General features: G+C 36.1%; 15 protein-coding genes, 1 tRNA gene and 1 pseudogene. 8 read left to right on the top strand and 9 right to left on the bottom strand.

The annotated features are described in order from the left end of the window. Window positions 1–2,043: an oligopeptidase A gene (gene prlC, locus GWI58_RS13125; protein ID WP_161769265.1), complete on the bottom strand. Its 2,043-nt coding sequence runs from the start codon at window positions 2,041–2,043 to the stop codon at window positions 1–3. 239 nt (window positions 2,044–2,282) lie between these two features. Between prlC and GWI58_RS13120 the strand changes: the two genes are divergently transcribed. After that, window positions 2,283–2,377 (top strand) — tRNA-Sec (locus GWI58_RS13120). A 386-nt stretch (window positions 2,378–2,763) separates the two neighbouring features. Continuing rightward, a complete protein-coding gene (locus GWI58_RS13115) occupies window positions 2,764–3,789 on the top strand; it encodes a virulence RhuM family protein (RefSeq protein WP_110229608.1) in 1,026 nt (341 codons plus the stop codon). 99 nt (window positions 3,790–3,888) lie between these two features. Here GWI58_RS13115 and GWI58_RS13110 read toward each other — a convergent pair. Beyond that, window positions 3,889–4,066, bottom strand: a pseudogene (locus GWI58_RS13110) (IS481 family transposase); the annotation flags it as partial. A 771-nt stretch (window positions 4,067–4,837) separates the two neighbouring features. Here GWI58_RS13110 and GWI58_RS13105 point away from each other — a divergent pair. The 6 genes from GWI58_RS13105 to GWI58_RS13080 all read left to right on the top strand — a co-directional run bounded on the left by GWI58_RS13105 (window position 4,838) and on the right by GWI58_RS13080 (window position 11,604). Further along, complete coding sequence (locus GWI58_RS13105; protein WP_004246668.1) at window positions 4,838–5,158, top strand: helix-turn-helix domain-containing protein; 321 nt, start codon at window positions 4,838–4,840, stop codon at window positions 5,156–5,158. 139 nt (window positions 5,159–5,297) lie between these two features. Beyond that, window positions 5,298–5,921, top strand: a complete 624-nt coding sequence (gene ecpA, locus GWI58_RS13100; protein ID WP_004246669.1) for a common pilus major fimbrillin subunit EcpA — start codon at window positions 5,298–5,300, stop codon at window positions 5,919–5,921. A gap of 89 nt (window positions 5,922–6,010) precedes the next feature. Continuing rightward, on the top strand, window positions 6,011–6,694 hold the full coding sequence (locus GWI58_RS13095) for a hypothetical protein (RefSeq protein ID WP_161769264.1): 684 nt from the start codon (window positions 6,011–6,013) through the stop codon (window positions 6,692–6,694). A gap of 22 nt (window positions 6,695–6,716) precedes the next feature. Beyond that, window positions 6,717–9,212, top strand: coding sequence for a TcfC E-set like domain-containing protein (locus GWI58_RS13090; RefSeq protein ID WP_161769263.1), 2,496 nt, complete (start codon window positions 6,717–6,719; stop codon window positions 9,210–9,212). Window positions 9,213–9,225: 13 nt separating this feature from the next. After that, window positions 9,226–10,833, top strand: a complete 1,608-nt coding sequence (locus GWI58_RS13085) for a fimbrial protein (protein ID WP_110229606.1) — start codon at window positions 9,226–9,228, stop codon at window positions 10,831–10,833. Between the two features lie 93 nt (window positions 10,834–10,926). Then, on the top strand, window positions 10,927–11,604 hold the full coding sequence (locus GWI58_RS13080; RefSeq protein WP_161769262.1) for a fimbrial protein: 678 nt from the start codon (window positions 10,927–10,929) through the stop codon (window positions 11,602–11,604). Window positions 11,605–11,692: 88 nt separating this feature from the next. Here the strand turns inward: GWI58_RS13080 and GWI58_RS13075 are convergent, their stop codons facing one another. The 7 genes from GWI58_RS13075 to GWI58_RS13045 all read right to left on the bottom strand — a co-directional run bounded on the left by GWI58_RS13075 (window position 11,693) and on the right by GWI58_RS13045 (window position 19,453). Then, entirely contained in the window at window positions 11,693–12,616 is a 924-nt protein-coding gene (locus GWI58_RS13075; RefSeq protein WP_223852261.1) for a hypothetical protein, read from the bottom strand. A 70-nt stretch (window positions 12,617–12,686) separates the two neighbouring features. Then, window positions 12,687–12,956 carry a PAAR domain-containing protein gene (locus GWI58_RS13070; protein ID WP_110229603.1) on the bottom strand — a complete coding sequence of 90 codons (270 nt, stop codon included), beginning with the start codon at window positions 12,954–12,956 and terminating at the stop codon, window positions 12,687–12,689. 12 nt (window positions 12,957–12,968) lie between these two features. Then, the gene (locus GWI58_RS13065; RefSeq protein WP_223852262.1) at window positions 12,969–13,814 is read right to left on the bottom strand and encodes a hypothetical protein; all 846 of its coding nucleotides are present in this window, start codon (window positions 13,812–13,814) and stop codon (window positions 12,969–12,971) included. Between the two features lie 105 nt (window positions 13,815–13,919). Further along, window positions 13,920–15,794 carry a hypothetical protein gene (locus tag GWI58_RS13060; RefSeq protein WP_161769260.1) on the bottom strand — a complete coding sequence of 625 codons (1,875 nt, stop codon included), beginning with the start codon at window positions 15,792–15,794 and terminating at the stop codon, window positions 13,920–13,922. Window positions 15,795–15,813: 19 nt separating this feature from the next. Then, window positions 15,814–16,755: a DUF4123 domain-containing protein gene (locus tag GWI58_RS13055; RefSeq protein WP_110229600.1), complete on the bottom strand. Its 942-nt coding sequence runs from the start codon at window positions 16,753–16,755 to the stop codon at window positions 15,814–15,816. After that, the gene (locus GWI58_RS13050; protein ID WP_161769259.1) at window positions 16,748–18,862 is read right to left on the bottom strand and encodes a type VI secretion system Vgr family protein; all 2,115 of its coding nucleotides are present in this window, start codon (window positions 18,860–18,862) and stop codon (window positions 16,748–16,750) included. The genes GWI58_RS13055 and GWI58_RS13050 overlap by 8 nt, the downstream gene beginning before the upstream one ends. A gap of 72 nt (window positions 18,863–18,934) precedes the next feature. Next, on the bottom strand, window positions 18,935–19,453 hold the full coding sequence (locus tag GWI58_RS13045; RefSeq protein WP_004249011.1) for an Hcp family type VI secretion system effector: 519 nt from the start codon (window positions 19,451–19,453) through the stop codon (window positions 18,935–18,937). Between the last annotated feature and the right edge of the window lie 2 nt (window positions 19,454–19,455).

Here is a 19,455-nt window from a genome sequence, read left to right as displayed (position 1 = left end):
TCATCCTTTAATGCCGTAGCCTTTGAGCATAGCATCAAGTTTCGGCTCACGACCACGGAAGCGTTTGAACAGCTCCATTGGCTCTTCTGAACCACCACGGGTTAAAATATTATCAAGGAATGATTGACCTGTTTGGCGATTAAAAATGCCCTCTTCAGAGAAGCGAGAGAAGGCATCAGCTGCCAGTACATCAGCCCATAAATAGCTGTAATAACCTGCTGCATAACCACCGGCAAAAATATGGCTAAAGGCATGAGGGAATCGCACCCAAGGTGTTGCAGGTACTACCGAGACTTTCTCTTTTACGCTATTTAGTATTTCCATGATACGAGCACCTTTAGCCGGATCATATTCAGCGTGTAGGCGGAAATCAAACAGACCAAATTCTAGTTGGCGTAATACAAACATCGCAGACTGATAATTTTTTGCTTTGAGCATATTATCAAGCATAGCCTGCGGTAATGGCTCGCCAGTTTCATAATGACCAGAAATAAAGGCTAACGCTTCTGGCTCCCAGCACCAGTTTTCCATAAATTGGCTTGGTAACTCAACCGCATCCCATGGTACGCCATTAATACCTGATACATCAGCGGTATCAATTTGCGTTAGCATGTGGTGTAAACCATGACCAAACTCATGGAATAGCGTGGTTACTTCGTTATGGGTGAAGAGTGCGGGTTTATCACCTACTGGTTTATTAAAGTTGCAGGTAAGATAGGCGACAGGATTTTGTAGTGTGCCATCAGCATGACGCATTCTACCAATGCAATCATCCATCCAAGCACCACCGCGTTTATGTTCACGAGCGTATAAATCAAGATAGAAGCTACCGCGCAATGTGTTGCTTTCATCATATAATTCAAAGAAACGTACATCATCGTGCCAAGTGTCGATATCATGACGCTCTTTAGCCGTTAAACCATAGATACGGTGAACCACTTCGAATAAGCCACTTAATGCACGGTGCTCTGGGAAGTAAGGACGTAACTGTTCGTCATCAATGGAGAATAGATGTTGTTTTTGTTTTTCGCTGTAGTAAGCCAGATCCCAAGGCTCTAGTTTCTCCACACCATAATGTGTTTTGGCAAAGTGCGTTAATTCAGCCAGCTCTTTTTCGCCTTGAGGATGAGCTCGAGAGGCTAAATCAGTTAAGAAATTAAGTACTTGTTCTGGTGATTCTGCCATTTTAGTGGCAAGTGATTTTTCGGCATAATTTTTAAAACCGAGCAACTGAGCTAACTCATGGCGTAATGCTAAAATTTCCGCTATCACTTCACTATTATCCCATTGACCTGCATTAGGGCCTTGATCAGAGGCGCGAGTGCTATAAGCAATACTCATCTCTTTTCTAAGCTCACGATTATCAGCATAGGTCATAACAGGTAGATAGCTTGGCATATCGAGCGTTAATAGATAACCTTGTTGCTCTTTTGCTTGTGCCATTGCTTTGGCTGCATCAATGGCGCTTTGCGGCATACCGGAAAGTTCACTTTCATCGGTGATAAGTTTAGACCACCCCATGGTCGCATCTAACACATTATTACCAAATTTGGCGCTCAGTTCTGATAGGCGTGCACTGATTTCACCAAAACGCTGTTGTTTCTCTTTTGGTAAACCGATACCGGATAATTCAAAGTCACGTAATGCATTCTCAACGGCTTTTTTTTGTGGTTGAGTCAGTAAGGCAAAATCAGCGCTTTCTTTGATAGATTTATAGGCTTGATATAATCCTTCGTGCTGACCCATCCAAGTACTGAACTCAGACAGTAAAGGTAAGCTCTGCTCGTAAGCTTCGCGTAATTCAGCGCTATTTTTAACGGAGTTTAAATGGCTAACAGGAGACCAAACACGAGAAAGTTTATCACCCGCTTCGGCTAACGGTTGGCAAAGATTATCCCAACTAAAAGCGGTGTTGTCAGCGAGAAGTTTTTCTACGGTTGCACGATAATTAGCTAAAACTTCTTTAATGGCAGGTACAACGTGTTTTGGTTCTATCTGGGAAAATGCAGGTAATCCCGTTGTGCTAAGTAATGGATTTGACATAAAAAACATCCTGTATCTGGGTTTACAGTGACATGGCATACATCACTGAGTTTATTCGTCATAGGTAATAAGATGAGGATGAAAGTGCATAAGTTCAATAGTATCGCGTTAATTATCAGTTTTTTTACTCAAAAGCGGGATTATTTTCTTTGAAAGAGGTTTTATTGATTTAGTGCACTTGGGAATGATTTTATTTCAGCGTATAATCATCATGTTATTTCATACAAATAATCCTATATGGAAGATCATCGTCCCCGGTGGGGCGGCTGGACTTCAAATCCAGATGGGGCCGCCAGCGGTCCTTGGCAGGTTCGACTCCTGTGATCTTCCGCCACTTAAGTTCATTACACCTCCCAAAACTCAATCAATCCCTTAATGATCAGTTATTAAGCTATTTTTAGTTCAACAAATGTTAAAACGTTTGCAAGAGAATTGACTCACAGGAGTGCTATTAGGCAGATATGTGAAAAGTAAGCATACTCGTACATGTTCGGTGAATGGTATTGATAGTGATAGTAAATTGCATAAGGCGCTATGGGTGATGACTGAAAAATGTACGAATATTATTCAGAAAGATGGATAGTATCGGGGATCGTATTACATTGTTTTTTCATAAAATAATGTGCTTGCTATCTATTTGCTGGTGGCCTTATTTTTTTGTTAAATATGCTATATTGTTGTTCACAGTTTATGCATAACGTATAGAGCGGAGGCCATGTAATGAGTGATAATCTTCCTGAAGCACCACAGGGTGAATTTATTTTGTTCCGCAGTGAAGATGGTCAAACTCGTGTCGAATGCCGCTTTGAGTCTGATACGTTGTGGTTATCTCAATCCTCGATTTGTGAGCTTTACGGTAAAGCTAAGTCCACGATTAGTGAGCATATTCGCAATATTTTTACTGAGGGTGAGTTAGTCGAAGATTCAGTTGTTCGGTTTTACCGAACAACTGCGGATGATGCTAAGCAGTACAATGTAAAATACTTCAATCTCTCAATGATCCTTGCCATTGGCTACCGTGTCCGCTCTGTCCGTGGTACTCAGTTTCGTCAGTGGGCAACGCAAACGCTGGAACAGTATCTGATTAAAGGGTTTGTGATGGACGATGAACGGCTGAAAAACCCGCCTATCGGTCAGTCAGTCGTACCGGATTACTTTGATGAGATGCTCGAACGCATCCGTGATATTCGTGCCAGTGAGCGGCGGGTATATTTACGGGTGAAAGAGATCTTCACCATGGCAGCGGATTACGAACCATCCAATAAAGAAACAACTCGTTTCTTCCAATCTATCCAAAACAAACTGCATTTTGCTTGTACTGGCATGACTGCTGCGGAGCTTATAGCTAGTCGCGCAGATGCCAGTCAGCCGGATATGGGCTTAACCAGCTATAAATTTGATGAGGTGCGTAAAACCGATGTCACGATTGCGAAGAATTATCTACGCGAAAATGAGCTGAAAGAATTAAACCGTATCGTCAATATGTGGCTGGATTTTGCTGAAGACCAAGCGCTGCGCCGTAAGCAAGTTTTTTTACAAGATTGGGATACTAAGCTAGATCAGTTTTTAAGTTTCAATGACCGTGATGTATTACAAGGCGCAGGTGGAATTAGTAAGAAAGCCGCTGATGAAAAAGCCAAAGAGATATTTGATATTTATGCTCAAAAACGTCGTCGATTAAAAGAAACCGAAGGGGAAAGGGCAAATATTGAGGCATTGAAAGATTTGCTAAAAAAAGGTAAGTAAGATAATAAGATAAGTAGTGTATTTACCATCCTCTAAAAATAAGTGAAATTACCACTACGGATAGAATGTTCTTAGATAAAAATCTCTACGCTGTGTCACTCAGAATCTCGGATGACGTTTAGTCTTAAAGACTAAGCTTATTTTTTAACACTTCATACGGTGTTTTACCAGCATGCGCTGAGTGAGGGCGATGACAATTATAAAAAGCCTCCCATTCAGCTAATTATTCATGTAAATCGACATCATCTTTATAATCGATATATTGATAAACTTCTTGCCATATTATTAATGCAAAGAAAAATATTTTTGCATAATTATATATATTATTTTTATTAAAATAACTTCTTAGGCATTTAATTACCGTTAAAGATATATAAAAATATAATAACAGAATGCTATTATTGATCTAAATCAATAATCTAGTCAGTCTGTAATTATAATTACTTATTAAAATTGATCTCTATTTTCATTAAAATGTGTTTTTACACTTTATATTAGTATTAATAGAATTAAAAAAGATATTTAAAATCATGTGATTACTTTACAAATATATTGATACTAATTCTTTGATTAAGTGCTATTTTTGGGCTTAAGTGTTCTTCATGAGTATGATTACAGGATATTCAACCAGAAATGCGCTTTTATCAGAGTATTATAGTACTCTAATTATTAGTACTTAAATCGCTATTTGATGAATTATGTAACAAATTGTAAATGTATATGATCAAATATATCAATTAGGCTATATCAATAATGCATTATTCTTTATTTTTCTGCAATTCTATAAAAAATATATTTTTTAAATTATTTTTTAATTAAAGACTTAATTTATTTAATTATCATATAATTAATAAAAATCTTTTCTTTTAAATACAAATTATTTGCGTAAGCTAATAAATTAAATCGATCAATAACCAATATTTGATAGGTTGTAGCTATTAAGTTAACTAACTTCGATCGGTATAAACGTTTTTACTCTTATTTTTATATATTTATGATTGATTTAAATGAAATGTTTAGTTAACAATTTTCTATTGGAGTGTAATTAATGAAATCTAATATGATTAGTGGTCATGTTGGTATTTTTTTAAGAAAAGCACGTAAAGAAAAAAATATGACAGGAAAGCAGTTGGCAAGATTGATGAATGTTAGCCAACAACAAATTTCACGATATGAAATAGGAGCTACTGCAATTACCGTTGATCAATTAGCAAATTTTTTATTAATTTTAGATAAAAAATGGGTAGATGTATTTAAATATCTTGAAAATGAGTTTTCCGATGAGAGAGAAATAAACAAAGTCGATAATAAAAAGAAATATATTTTATGGAAAGGTTGTCAAACAAAAAACTTCATAAATAACTTTTAATTACATTAAAAATTAATAAATCACATAAAATAATTATCATTACAATTATTTTATTGATTATATTTTATAAAAAGCACAATTAAAGGTGTTTTTTATACTATGTAATTGTTTTTTATAAATCAAAATTAGAGAGAATAATATGTTAAATAAAAAAATAGCATCGGTGATGCTATCAACAATTATTGCTGCTTCTTTTGCTACGGCTGCTAATGCAGATACTCGTGTTGCACAAGCAACCGCGACTTGGCAAGCAACTGCAATTAAAGATACAACCAGTATGTTAGTTGTCACTCCATTAAAAAGTCTGACTTTTAATTATGCTGAAGGCCAAAAATCATTTAACCAACAAAATGGTGCATTTGATATTGCTATTCAAGGACAATCTGGCGCAACCGATTTTAAATTATCATCAAAACTGATTGCTAATACGTTAGCAAGAACAACTGATGATTCAACATTAACAGTTGGTGTTAAATGGAATGGGGAAGACCTTTCTAAAACAACTGATGTCGTGTTAATTGATACATCAAAAGGGTTAACCTCAGGTTTAGATAATTTAGCTGCTGATGGTATTTACAATGGTTCTGAGCGCGCTACAGATCGTGGTGAATTCACTTTTGTAATTGCCAGTGCACAAGCAGCAGGAGCAACAGCCGATTTTAAATCACTGGCTGATGGTGTCTGGGATGGTGATGTAAAAGTGCAATTTACTGCCACTTGGGATGGTGACTTTTCTACCGTTAAACCTAATCCAGAACCTTAATTCTCCTTTATTGGCTAATTGATATTACGATAAAGATACTATAGGGAAGTAATATCTTTATCGTTATTTATTTTTAGAAACTGACTATTATGAATAAGATAAAATTAATCCTTTTTTTATTATTGTGGTTTCCATTAAAAAATAGTTTTGCAGTAAATGTAGGTAATATAACAGAGATAATATCTTCTGATGAAAGTACTCTTGCCAAAGAAATTGAAAATACAGTAAATACGGCAAGATTAGTCAATTTGACAATAGAAAAATTAGACTCACCACTTGAAAATGGGAAAGTTATTCCGGTTACTGATCCCAATGAAATTTTATCAACACCGGCTAATCTGATTCTTCCCGGTCATGCAAGTGATGTATTTAAAATCATTTATCAAGGGCCTAAGGATGATAAAGAGCGTTATTATCGATTAAATTGGAAAGATGATCCTATTGCTGAAAATGGTATAACACAAAGCTCAAAATCAGCGACAGCAACAATATCTGCAACTATTAGTACAATTTTAGTGGTTGCACCCAGAATTGAAAATTTTAATTATCAGTATCATGATAATAAAGTTTCTAATATCGGTAATAGTTCATTTCGTGTTGTGGCTTCAGGCCCTTGTCTAGCAGAAAAACAACAATATGGTGTGGAGGGAATGTGTCGCGAGCGTTATTACCTTATGCCACATTTAGCCGTTAAATTACAACTTGTCGATCTCACAAATAAAAAATCTAGCGTAGGCATTTGGCACAAAGGAGAGTTCATTGTTGTCAAATAAAAAATAAAGAATGGGCTAAATCATGCGTAAGAGTATTATCGCTTTATCAATATTAGGTATTATTTTTTCGAATACGATTAATGCTAATGAAATAAAAAGAATTAAAGTGGGCGGATATATTATTCCTCCGGCATTTGTTAATGCTTTAGAGGAAGGTATGTCGGTGCCCGTTTTCTTACGACTTAATGATGCAAATAAACAAAACCAAAGTGAAAAGAAAATTGCAGATGCGATTATTGTTATCGATAATGATAAAATAAAACTATCAAGTATTCAATTAATCGAAAATAATCAAGGCGCAACACTAAATCAGTTATTAGTTGATAAAATTGAAAGTAAAAAAAATGCTATCTTTAATGAAAATAATAGTATAGCTATTGATAGTAATGCTGTTCTTCAATTAAATGTCTCTTCATTTAATTTATCATTAGATGTTGATAAGTCAGCTTTTGCACCCAAAGAACATGCTAGACAATCCATATTAGGAAATTCATCTGTTAATTCATTTTCTGCTGTGGCCAACTATGATTTGGGCGTCTTTCAAAGTCGTGTTAAAAACGCCCAAGATTCATCCAGTAGCTACTTTAATTTAGACACGTTATTAGCTAAAGCTGAACACCATTTTAATATTAATGCATCTGCCTACAGTATAGGTAAATCCAATTCCAATATTGAACTCTATAGAGCAATGTATGAACGTGATTTTAATGGATTGCGTTTTGCTATCGGGTTAATGAGCACTTGGAATTTACAGTCCTTAGCCAGCTTAACAGTATTGAGCAGCAGTAAAATTTATGCAGCATCAATCGGGAATAATTCATCAAGTAGGGTGGTGAATAAACAGCAATCATTAACTCCGATTTATGCTTTTTTAAATAGTCCTGGTGAAGTTCGTATTTATCGCCAAGGTAAATTATTAAATATTCAAAATTTCCCGATGGGTAATTTTGAAGTTGATACCAGCATGTTGCCTTATGGTATTTATGAAGTAACGATTGAAACCGTTATTGATGGCAAGGTAGTGACAACACAACATCAAACCATTAATAAGTCTTTTGGTACCGCTAACGGTAATTTTGACCAATTAAATTGGGAAATTTATGGTGGCTATATTGATTTTGATAAACGTCATTATATCAAAGAGGGTGGCTCTTATAACCAAACTCCCGAAAAAAGTTATTTAATCGGTAGCTCTTTTGCTTATAACTTTCCTGTGTTATCCGGTATTCGTTTTCAAATGTCTAACTATGGATTTGATAAATTTATTGTACAGGAGACGAATATCAGTGTAGCGGTAAATAACTACCTTTCTATTGCTTGGCAAGGAATGTTAGAGAATCATGGTAGTCACCGTAATATTAGTACGCTTTCTATTAATATCCCTGAAGGCTATGGTTCATTATGGGCATCTAAAGAGAAAACTATCGTAAGAGGTGATTTACCGCTATATGAGGCAGACAGTTACTCTTATGGAGGAACTATTAATTTCGATAAGATAATGGATAGAACGGGTTCATTTACTATCAGCAATACCAAAGATAAGCGAGTTGGTAGTGATTCTATTAATTATGAATATGCAAATACATTATTTTCGGGACGTTATGGCACGGTAGGATTAAGAGCTGGGGTTCAGCGTTATCATTATGATAATCAAAATAGCACTAATGAAAAATTTATTAATCTTGATTTCTCTTTACCTCTTTCAACGTGGTTAAGTACTGGGATCTCTTCAACCAATGGCAATGTAAAAGCCAATATTTATGTGAATAAGAATTTTGAAAACTCCGTGATCACTAATGCGGGCGTTTCTGTTTCTAAGTTAGTACATGATAAAGATAATGGTGAATCTGACTTCTCAACACTAGGTTACGCTTCTTATGATACGAAGTATAACTCTGGTACGGTGACCATTAATCGCCCTGATAATAAACGACTCAATGGTAATTTAACTTCTCGTGGCTCTATAGCTTATAGTGAAGGGATGATCACACCCAGTGGTCAACAAGGTAAATCTGGCATTATTATCAATTCAGATATTAAAGGTAGTGGCAGTATGCTCGCTAAAGTTAACGGGCAAAATTACCCGATTAGTGGAAAAAATACCTTTATTCCATTATCTCCTTATTCAGATTATGACATCCAATTGATGAATGATGGCAAATCGAAAGACAGCTTTGACATTATTTCTGGCCGAAATAAATCCATCACATTGTATCCAGGAAATATTGCCTTTTATCAACCGGAAGTGAGGCAATTAGTCACGGTTTTCGGACGTCTGAAATCCCCTAATGGTGAACTTTTAAAATATGCTTCAATTCGAAACCATATTGGTCGAACTAAAACAGATCAAAATGGTGAGTTTTCAATGGATGTAGATGTCCGTTATCCGGTGATCTCGTTACTACAAGAAGATCAGCAAACAATCTGTGAAGCAGACTTAGATCTTAAAGGGGCACAAGGAGCAATGTGGGTTGGAGAGGTAACTTGTCAACCTCAGTCTAGTTTCGTAAAAAGATAACGAGAACTTTATTATGAATAGCAAAATATTTTTTTTACTCGTAGCACCTTGTCTTTTAAATTTATCGCTGTCTACAACCAGTCAAGCCGCTACGGTAACTAATAGTTACGTTTTTATTGAGAATAATGTGGATAATGAATATTTTATTACCCCAAGAACAACCGATCCGCGTTTTTCGGGTGCCAATAAATATACGCGTTATTCAAAATCTTCACAGCTCAGTTTAGGTTATATGGGGTATACCAATACATCTATTCAGGCCAATCAATATGTCGATATTTGGCTAGAAAATTCTCAAATAGATAAGCCATTTGTGGGTAACCGATGTATGAGGCGTTATTGTACAGATGATAGTGGCTATTGGCCTGCGCAATATATAGGTAAAGACGGGGCTTATAAAATAGTTCAGACTAATACTAACGGTGAATCGGCTTATGCTCGGGGGATATTTAGTGATTCGGCATACCTGTATTTTCGCCAATTGCCTGTCGGCACTGTAGAGACCTATAGTTATAGAGCCTGTATGACAAAAACAGACTATGATCCCAGTAAAGGCGAATCTTGCCAAAGTATCGGCGGAAGAATGCTTGCATCACATGAGTTTAATATCACTAAGTCTGGGCATATAAAACTGACCTCAACGGGAGCTTTACAAGAAATATTTATTGATAGTAACGGTAATCCCACGATTGGCTTAGGCTCTCAGTTTTGCCGAGTGGGTATTGTATCAAACCAAAATGGTATTATTTGTCAGGTGATTGATCATGAAACTACTGGGGATATATTTACCAATATTAGGCTTAATTTAAAAATTAATAATACACTGATCCCTTTTACGCCAGCGGCAAATACAATAAAAATTGGCCCCGATGATGGCAGTAATAACTGGTATAATTATAATACAACATATCCCGCTAATTATTATTTTAAAGTTAATAATAAAAATGTTTCTATCTTTTTATCTAATACCTTTTTAAAAAGACTCGTCTCTAGTAATGTCGACTTTAAAAATAGCCAAGACTTTTTTACCTTTTCATTTACCAATACAGCGGTGCCTCAATCTGGGTATTATGAGTTCACCCCCTCAAATACACTTATCCTGAAACCGAGAGATTATGGCATAAGCATTATCCCTGCGGATTTTAACCCTCATCAATCTAAAACGGGAAAAGTGGGTAATGAAGAGCCACCCATTGAGTTTAACTATATTGTTACCACCAGTGGCCCCAGACAAGCCGACTCTATTACTGCATCTGTAGAAGGGCCACAAACAACATTAAAAGGGCAATCTTATTGTTTATTCTCTTCCAGTGATAACCGACTTAATGTGCCTTTTCCGGCTTATCTCTCATTTAAAAATAGTGATGGTACGGATGCAAAATATAGAGCGAGTTGTGATAGTCATGAAATTTCATTAAAAAATGCGTTATGGACAGAAACACCATGGGATAGACCTGATGAAGACTTAGGCTCTTTTTATAGAACGAACCTAGATTTATCTTTTCCAATGAATGATGCTAACTCATTTTTCACTTTAGATGGTATTGATTGGCTAGGAACAGTCTCAGCCAGTGGAACGGTAACGGTTAAGGCTATATGGACTGGGCCTGATATTAACTAAAGTTGATTATTTTTATGTTATGGCGACTGATAAGAACGTACTGGTTTTTTTATTTAAGTCGCTTTCTATTATAACGAATACTGAAATTTTAATATGAAACTAATATCTTGGTTTAAGATACTTTGCGGGATGTTGTTAGTCTTCTTTTATCACCATGCATATGCACTTTATATTAGTGCAGATATTTCCTCTATGGAGTCGGGGGAATCCTTCTTTTCTAAGCCCTATATTAATGATACTAAAAAAACCAATTTATATACATTTAGTGCTTACCAAATTGATAGGCCGGGTTATCAAGAGCAGGGCACACCTATTCAGAATGGAGAAATTCTTTTTACTCCCCTTAAAAAAATTCTATTACCCGGGGAGCAGGAATTTTTCAAAATTTTCTATCGAGGAGAGGCGGATGAGAAAGAACGTTATTATAAAATTATTATTAGTGAAACGCCACTTGATATAAGAAATGATGAAGGGCAAAAAAAACAACCACTGTTCTACCCCACAGTAAGTTTAGAAACCTATTTTGTTGTTAGACCTAAAGATCCAGATTTCAAATATGATTTAAATATTAATCAAGGAATATTAAAAAATACAGGCAATACTTATTTTAGGGTTTTGTTACATCAAAATTGTGATGGTGATGATGACTCAGAGCCTTATGTATTTTATTTATTACCCAATCAACAAATTAAAGATCTGCGCATAAGTCAAAAAAGTCGTAAGTATATTGTTATCTTTGATAAATATTACTCTATAGGGAATTGTGAGTAATGGTGTGACTTTAAAGTGTATTGGCCATGATGATCATGGCCTGTATCCGAGTCACCTATAAGAATAATGGTAGGCATAAAGAGGCACCTTATCGGACAATAGTCACTTTCCCATCAATAATAGAAAGGTAAGGATTATAATGAAATGTTCTCTCTTCAGGATTAACAAGTTTTATTGGCGATAATCTGCTAAATCCTATTTCATAGCGAAACAAACGGTTATTGTTATAGGTATTTAATTCGTATCGATTCCAATCTATATCTGAGGGTTTATATCCATCCTTGAGTAATTCTTTAAACTCTAAAGAATTCCAAAAAATATCAGGAGAGCCATTATCGGCATAGGCCATTTCTTCCCACGATATTTTTCCCATAGTTTTTAATTTATCTAGATTTTTATCAATAAATGCTTGTCGTAGTTCGGTATAAAAAGCACGAATTTTAGGAATATCGTCTTCAGTAACGGGAGTCGCTTTTTCCCATTGCCATTGGGGGAGACCCTGTATATTAAATTGGTTTTTTGCTTCTAAAACATCATACTCACTATCTCTACTGGGGCCACCAAAATAGATTTGCTCACTGTTATTTTGATATTTATCAGAGACCACCATTTTCCCATCATTATTTCCGTTTAATCTAAGTCCCGATATTAAGGAGCTATCGCCGTTTGCAGATAATTTCTTAAGTTCGACTTCACACCACATATCAGGGGTAAGTTTTTCTTCACCAGTAAAAACCGACCCATTAAACATAATTACACCTAAGGTATTTTTCCCATTAGTTAATATACTAGATATATTTTGTCCGGTAGAATAATTACCTTTAGGATTTTTTGTATTATCTGTAACCAGAATTTCATTAATTTTTACACCACAAAGTGCATTATTTGAGGATAAATTAATAACATAAATATCATTCATGGTATTTTGTGCCATAGTGACGCCACTAAAATTTAACGCCATTATGGAAAATGTTGCATAAAATAAATTTTTTAATAAGGAATGATATTTCATATTTTGATCCATCAAATTTCAACGTGAGAATAAAGATGTATAAGGCTAAAGGGCGTTATTTTATTAAAATTTAACCAACTTTAACGGATGCGTTACCGATAAGTACCCCACCACAACTAATAGTGTCCCCTGCTCGGGCAGCGGGTTTCCCGTCGATAAATACACTGTTTGAGCCACTGATTATCGTTCTAGAATGTTCTCCATGAGGGGTTAACGTATCTCCTAGCCGAGCAACCGCTTTACCATCAACTTTTACTGTTGATGAACCTGTGATGACTTTGGTAGGGCCATGATGATCATGGCCTGTATCCGAGTCACCTATAAGAATAATGGTAGGCATAAAAGAGGCACCTTATCGGACAATAGTCACTTTTCCATCAATAATAGAAAGGTAAGGGTTATAAAAATAATTATCCCCTTCAGAGTTGATTAATTCAATGGGGGATAATCGGCTAAAACCAACCTCATAGCGAAAGACTCGATTGTCGTTATAAGTAACAAAAGTATATTCATCCCAATTAATAGTATTGGGTTTATATCCTTGTTCTAATCGTTCTTGAAAATTAAGCGATTTCCAAAAGATATCAGGAGAGCCATTATCGGCATAGGCCATTTCTTCCCATGATATTTTCCCCATAGTTTTTAATTTATCTAGATTTTTATCGATAAATGCTTGTCGTAGTTCGGTATAAAAAGCACGAATTTTAGGAATATCGTCCTCAGTAACGGGAGTTGCTTTTTCCCATTGCCATTGGGGGAGGTCCTGTATATTAAATTGTTTTTTTGCTTCTAAAAGGTTATATTCACTTTTTCGACTGGGACCACCAAAATAGATTTGCTCACTGTTATTTTGATATTTATCCGAGACCACCATTTTCCCGTCATTATTTCCGTTTAACCTAAGTCCCGATATTAAGGTGTTATCGCCATTTGCAGATAATTTCTTAAGTTCGACTTCACACCACATATCAGGGGTAAGTTTTTCTTCACCAGTAAAAACAGATCCATTAAACATAATTATACCTAAGGTATTTTTCCCATTTTCAAGCACGCTAGAGATATTTTGACCAGCGGAATAATGACCTTTAGGGTATTTTTTATTATGCATTACTAACATTTCATTAATTTTTACGCCACAAACTGCATTATTTGAGGATAAATTAATAACATAAATATCATTCATGGTATTTTTTGCCATAGTGACTCCACTAAAATTTAACGCCATTATGGAAATGGCAATACATAAAGAATTTTTAAATAATGAATAATGACTCATTTTCCCTCACTTGTATGTTTGTGGTTACTAATTAAAAGGTTGCCAGCGATATGTTGATTTATCTTTAGGTAAAGGATCAAGAATAATCCATTCCTTATCATATGGTTTATCACTGATATTAATTTTTGAATTAGATTTATCGCTACCAAATTCTACTCCATCGATTTTTTCATCCTTTTCGATAGATAATCCTATTCCATACTCCACACTAGCATAAGCTTTTATTCCTTCATGGTAAAAAACTATTTCACCATTTCCACTAGGAGCCCATCCTGCTTTTAGTGTTGTTTCTACTTTTGCTTCTGCTTTAAAAAAACCAGAAATACCATAGTATTGAAAACCACCACGTATATTAGTTTCACAACTTATTTTAAAAGGTAATTCAACACCGCTACCTTCTTGATCAAATTTTGTTATACCTTCATCATCTGTTTTATATTTTAATCCACAGTTTAATGATACATTAAATATTAAATCTAATTGAGCACCGATAAAAGCACCATCTTCGCCTCGTTTTACCTCTTCTTCATCCTCAGTTCCTTTCTCACGAATAACCGTTACAATTGAATTAATTCCAAAATAAGCTGCAAATGCTTGAATCATATCAAAAGTAAATTTAAAGCCAAAGAATGGTTTTCCACCAATATAAATTTCATATTTAGGTTTTATTTGATCATTTTTTATTAACGCTAATTTCCTCTCTAGAGACGCTTCTATGGTAGGGTAAATAAGCTCGAATTTTACTAGGTCGTATTCTTGCTTTTCATATTTATTTGGACTCTTATCTGGTACTGATGATAAGATTTTATTAAAACTATCTACACCTTTATTTATTTTCTCAAGTATAGAAAGATCCTTTTTCTTTTTTAATTTTGAATATTCATGATTTTTTTCATAATTCCATTTTATTTTATCCATACCAAGAGTATGTGATATATAACCTTTTAATGTAATACTTGATTTACAAAGTTCTGTACCTGATTTTGTCCAACCACTTCTTGGTTTTGAACGATTCCTTCCTAGCGCTTCATTATTAGCGGTAGTTAACTTGATTCTTTCTTTATCACTTTGTGCTTCTGTCTTTTCTTTAAACGAAATTTTTAAATCAATTTTAGTTTCTTGTTGTAAAACTAAATAAAATGTAGTGTAAAAAATAAATTTTGTTCCAATAGTTTCATATAGGAACTTTCCAGTTCGAATAGCTTGTGAATAAAGTGTTCCTATTGGAGCTAAAGCATATGCAGCATCATGCACTTTTTTCTTTAAAGGTTTATGACCACACTCTGAAAAAGATAATTGATATTTTTGAACATGCCGTAATCGTTCGAATGAAAATCCATGATTTACATCTTGCCATACATCCACAAGAAGTTGATTAAAAATTTCGAAAGGATCTATCACCTCTGAACCAAAACCATGTAGTTGTTTTGTATAAACTAAAGAAGTATCCATGGGTTTTATAGGGGTAATATTATCAATGAAAGAGTGTTTTTCTACCTTTACTGGTCGTGAATTAGTTATTGTGGATATCTGTGTTAATTTACTATTATAATTAAGCTGTTCACCAGAATTATAAGCTATATCTCCATATAAATTACCTACAGGACATTCAGGATTGTTAGAAACACACATTTTAGAATATGCGTTGACTTTTAAGGGGACTAATATTTCTGGTAAAAAAGAGCTTGGCTCTTTTTTTGAATCTAATAGATGATCAAAATCGAATGCCTCTGCTACTATAGTGCTATATTTTCCATTAAAATCAATCAAATGAAAGAATTTCTTACTAAAGCCTTTTTGTCGATAAGTTTCTTTTTGATTTCCAAATTCAATTTCTACCTCAAGAGTGCAGTCATCAGGTAATTGACAATCGCAGACAACTTCGGGATATTCTTTAGACATGAACCATCTCCTTGAGTAACTATATCTGTCTATAAAAAGCTGGAATTTTATCTATCAGCGTCATGGATAATTTTTCAACTTTATAAAAGTCTGTTGAATTTGGAGTTGATAGGATGTTATACCAATAATCTGGTATAAGGCTGATATCATATATATCCGAATAAACTATAAGATAGGAAAATAAACTTATAGCTTTATTGTGTTTAATATTGTACTCATAACAGATATTCAATACTTTTTGGGCATAATCAAAATAATATTCCCATGTTTTTTCATGACATAAATTTTCCGTAAAATATTTTAAAGAAAGTATCTTAGGATTACAGATTGTCTGCCAAACTAATTCATCAATATCTATTTCACTATTTGGTGTATTGTACTTTTCTGTTGCCCTAACAAAAAATAGCGTTACCTTTGAAGTCAATAACTTCACTTTTTGTTCAGATAACAATTCCATTTCTGAATCAGTAAACTTCAGCAACTTGCCCCCAAGTTTGGCATTATCGGGAAAACCTCGACGCTCTCGCTCAAAACGTGAAACAATCTCATCACCCCACAATAATGTTTTTAATTGGCTAATCGGCCCTAAAAAGACATGTAATCGCCAATTATCAAATGTTCCAAGAACATCCCATACATTGCGAGGATCATAAAAACGCCAGAATACCGGTTTTTCTTGCCCGGGGATCATGACCATCAAATATTTACGTAAATGTTGCCGTAGTTCATACATTGTCGCATGCGTATAAACATAAATTCCCCAAGGGGTTTCTCGCTGACTAAGCCAACGTTGAACTTCTTCAGTCGCTTCTACTAAATAAGGCGCTAATGATTCAACCTCTGGTTGTATTGGTTCACTATATAAACAACTGGCAGGTGGTTCATACTCTGCAAGCATGTTAAATATATCTGGCTCTGAAGCTGCATCAATAATGGCATAGCAAGTTTCAGGTTTAATCATGTTCAGCCTCCTCTTGCCCTTCTTTCATCGGACAATGAGCAACGAAGACGGCACCACTACTAGCAGCGGCTTTGAGTACGGCAGGATTAGTCGCTTGTAAAATATCACCAGGGCTTCCCCCCGAGTTTAAATTAATTGAAGGTCCTTTAATGTCCACTCCACCACTGTGAATAACGACAAAGCTTCCTCCCACTTTTAAGGTGATTTTACTGCTACTTTGTAGTGTGATATCACCTTGAGCATCGGTACTTACAACACCCTGAACGGCTTCAACAAGATCACCACTAATAGAAATATGTTGATCACCCTCTATTTTATTTTGAAAGTTACCTGTTGTTTTGTGAGCTTGGTTTCCTTCAACAGTTACCGTTCTGTTATTAGCAACAACCAATTCATCATCATGCCCAATGCTTGTCGTTCGGTCATAATTAATACGTTCACCGCGTGAATTCAGTACATTGATTGCTAAATTTTTCTGCGCATGAAGATAAATTTCCTCATCGCCATTTTTATCCTCAAAGCGCAATTCATTAAACCCGTCACCTTTATGGGTTTTGGTGCGAAATGTGGTACGGGTTTTATGTTTAGGTAAATCAATGGGGGAACGATTGCGACCATTATAGGTACATCCGGTGATAATCGGTTTATCTATATCATTGTTTAAATAAGAGATAATCACTTCTTGCCCAACACGAGGAATAGCCATAAAGCCAAATCCGTCCCCATTCCAACCTTGAGCGACTCTTACCCAGCATGATGCACTATGGTCTGGTTTACCACGCCTATCCCAATGAAAATAGACCGTAACGGCACCTTGCTCATTGGTATAGATTTCTTCGCCCGGCGGGCCGACGACAGTGGCTAATTCATCACCATCGGCGGTAGGTTTAAAACGGTAAGGTGGGCGCCACTCTTGAGTACTCGGCACAAAGGAAAGCTGATTACTCAATTGCGTCCCTTCACCGCCACTGTTGTCGGCAAGAGGTTGCACACCGTGATGTGAGATACTAATCACCTGCCATGTGGTGTTCATGCGTGCACTGGGGTGGTTAGACAAGGTAAAAATACGCCCCGGCGCTAATTCAATGCAGTTTGTGGTCGCAGAGCCTACTTGACGCTGATTTTGTGATTGTTCATAACGTATCTGATTAAAGGGTTGTCCCTGTGCATCTTCTTCAAAGCGTCCATAACTTTCAAATATTTCATGTTGTTGATGAACCTCTCCTGTGACTTGATGGCTTAAGGGGTAGGAAGGTCTAAGTTGATTGTAATCTTTATCAACGCGAATATCGCTACAGAGTTGTTCAACATAGCGCCACGTTGTGGCGGTGCTATCGGTGATATCTGTATCCGATTGTGGGTTATAGGTTAAGGATATCCCCGCTCTCATGCCCAAATGTCGGTCGCTATAAAATAACTGTGGGCCTTCTTCAAACCAAAAATTAATCCCTTCTTCTGCGGCTAAACGGCACCAAAAGTCATACATTGTTTCTCGTTTTTGAGTGGTGTAGGCGCGCTGCAAATGCTCTTCTGGGTGATAAAGCTGTTTATCATATTTAATGTGAGACTCATTGAGTAATGTCTCAAGAATATGAGGGACGGTGGTATCTTGAAAAATACGACTATCTTGTTTGAGGGTCATTACCCACATTTCAGGACGTATCACAAATTGATACCAGGTTTTTACCCCATCGGTATTCCCTTGCTCTGCCGCTGCTAAGATACCTTGTACTGTACGCAGAATGTGGCCATCTCGCTTTACCGTCAAACTGGAAGCCATGCCTAACACATCATTAAAATCAATTTCCGGGAGTGGACTGACGGCTTGGATGGAGAGGGTGAAAAGTTGTGAGATCCCTTCTTGTAAATCGAATTGCGTGACTTGGAAAGTCTCTTCGGGTAATCCACCAATCTGACAAGTAAACACTAAGCCACTTTGCATGTCGCCACTTAAGATCTTCTCTATAAGTTGTCTATGTTGCTCTTGTAAAGCGAGATCTTGCGCGTATGTTCTGCCACCGCCATGGGTTAATGTCTTATCCCCACTCAGTGAGTTGCCATCCTTATCACCCAGCCTTTGATATTTTTTTGAATTTGTTATAGACATCCAATAATCCTTCACGGGAAGTAGGAGACTAAAACGGTAAACGAGCCCCTAAGGACTCGTTTAACCCATGACTTATGCTTCGAGTGGTGCACGCCAGTCATCTGCACCTGAAGTCCCGGCAACAGTATGCTCCCAGTCAACTTTGCGGTAAGAGAGGGAGACTTCGATAAGTTGCGTGAAGTCGGCTTTAGCCGGATCTTGGCAATGAGGCATTTGGCAATCGATGTTCACGATAGTCGCGTCAGTCAGTGTCGTGGTAAAGAAGTGCTCTTGTTTACCTTCTACCGAGGTGCGATACCATTTTAGCTCAACTTTTGGCAACATTTCGCCGGAAGCCAATGCGTTATATAGCAGGGGAACTGCTTTATTTAATGCCACGGTAAAACGAAATGGTTTATGCGCACGTTGGCCGGAAGGTTGTCCTGATTGCGGATCGGTCGGTACTGTCACCACATGAGAAAATGCTTGTACCAACATTTGGTCTTCATGACCTTGTACATAAATGTTGCCGACAGAATCTGCAGTAAACGCGCCTGCAGTGATGTTGCCCTGAGTTTTTCCTTCAATGGAAATATAGCAAGGAGTTGGCATAA

This window comes from Proteus sp. G2674, from assembly GCF_009915195.1.
GTDB lineage: Bacteria > Pseudomonadota > Gammaproteobacteria > Enterobacterales > Enterobacteriaceae > Proteus > Proteus mirabilis.
Note: the sequence above shows the minus strand (reverse complement) of the source record. Positions and strands in the feature narration are given on the sequence as shown.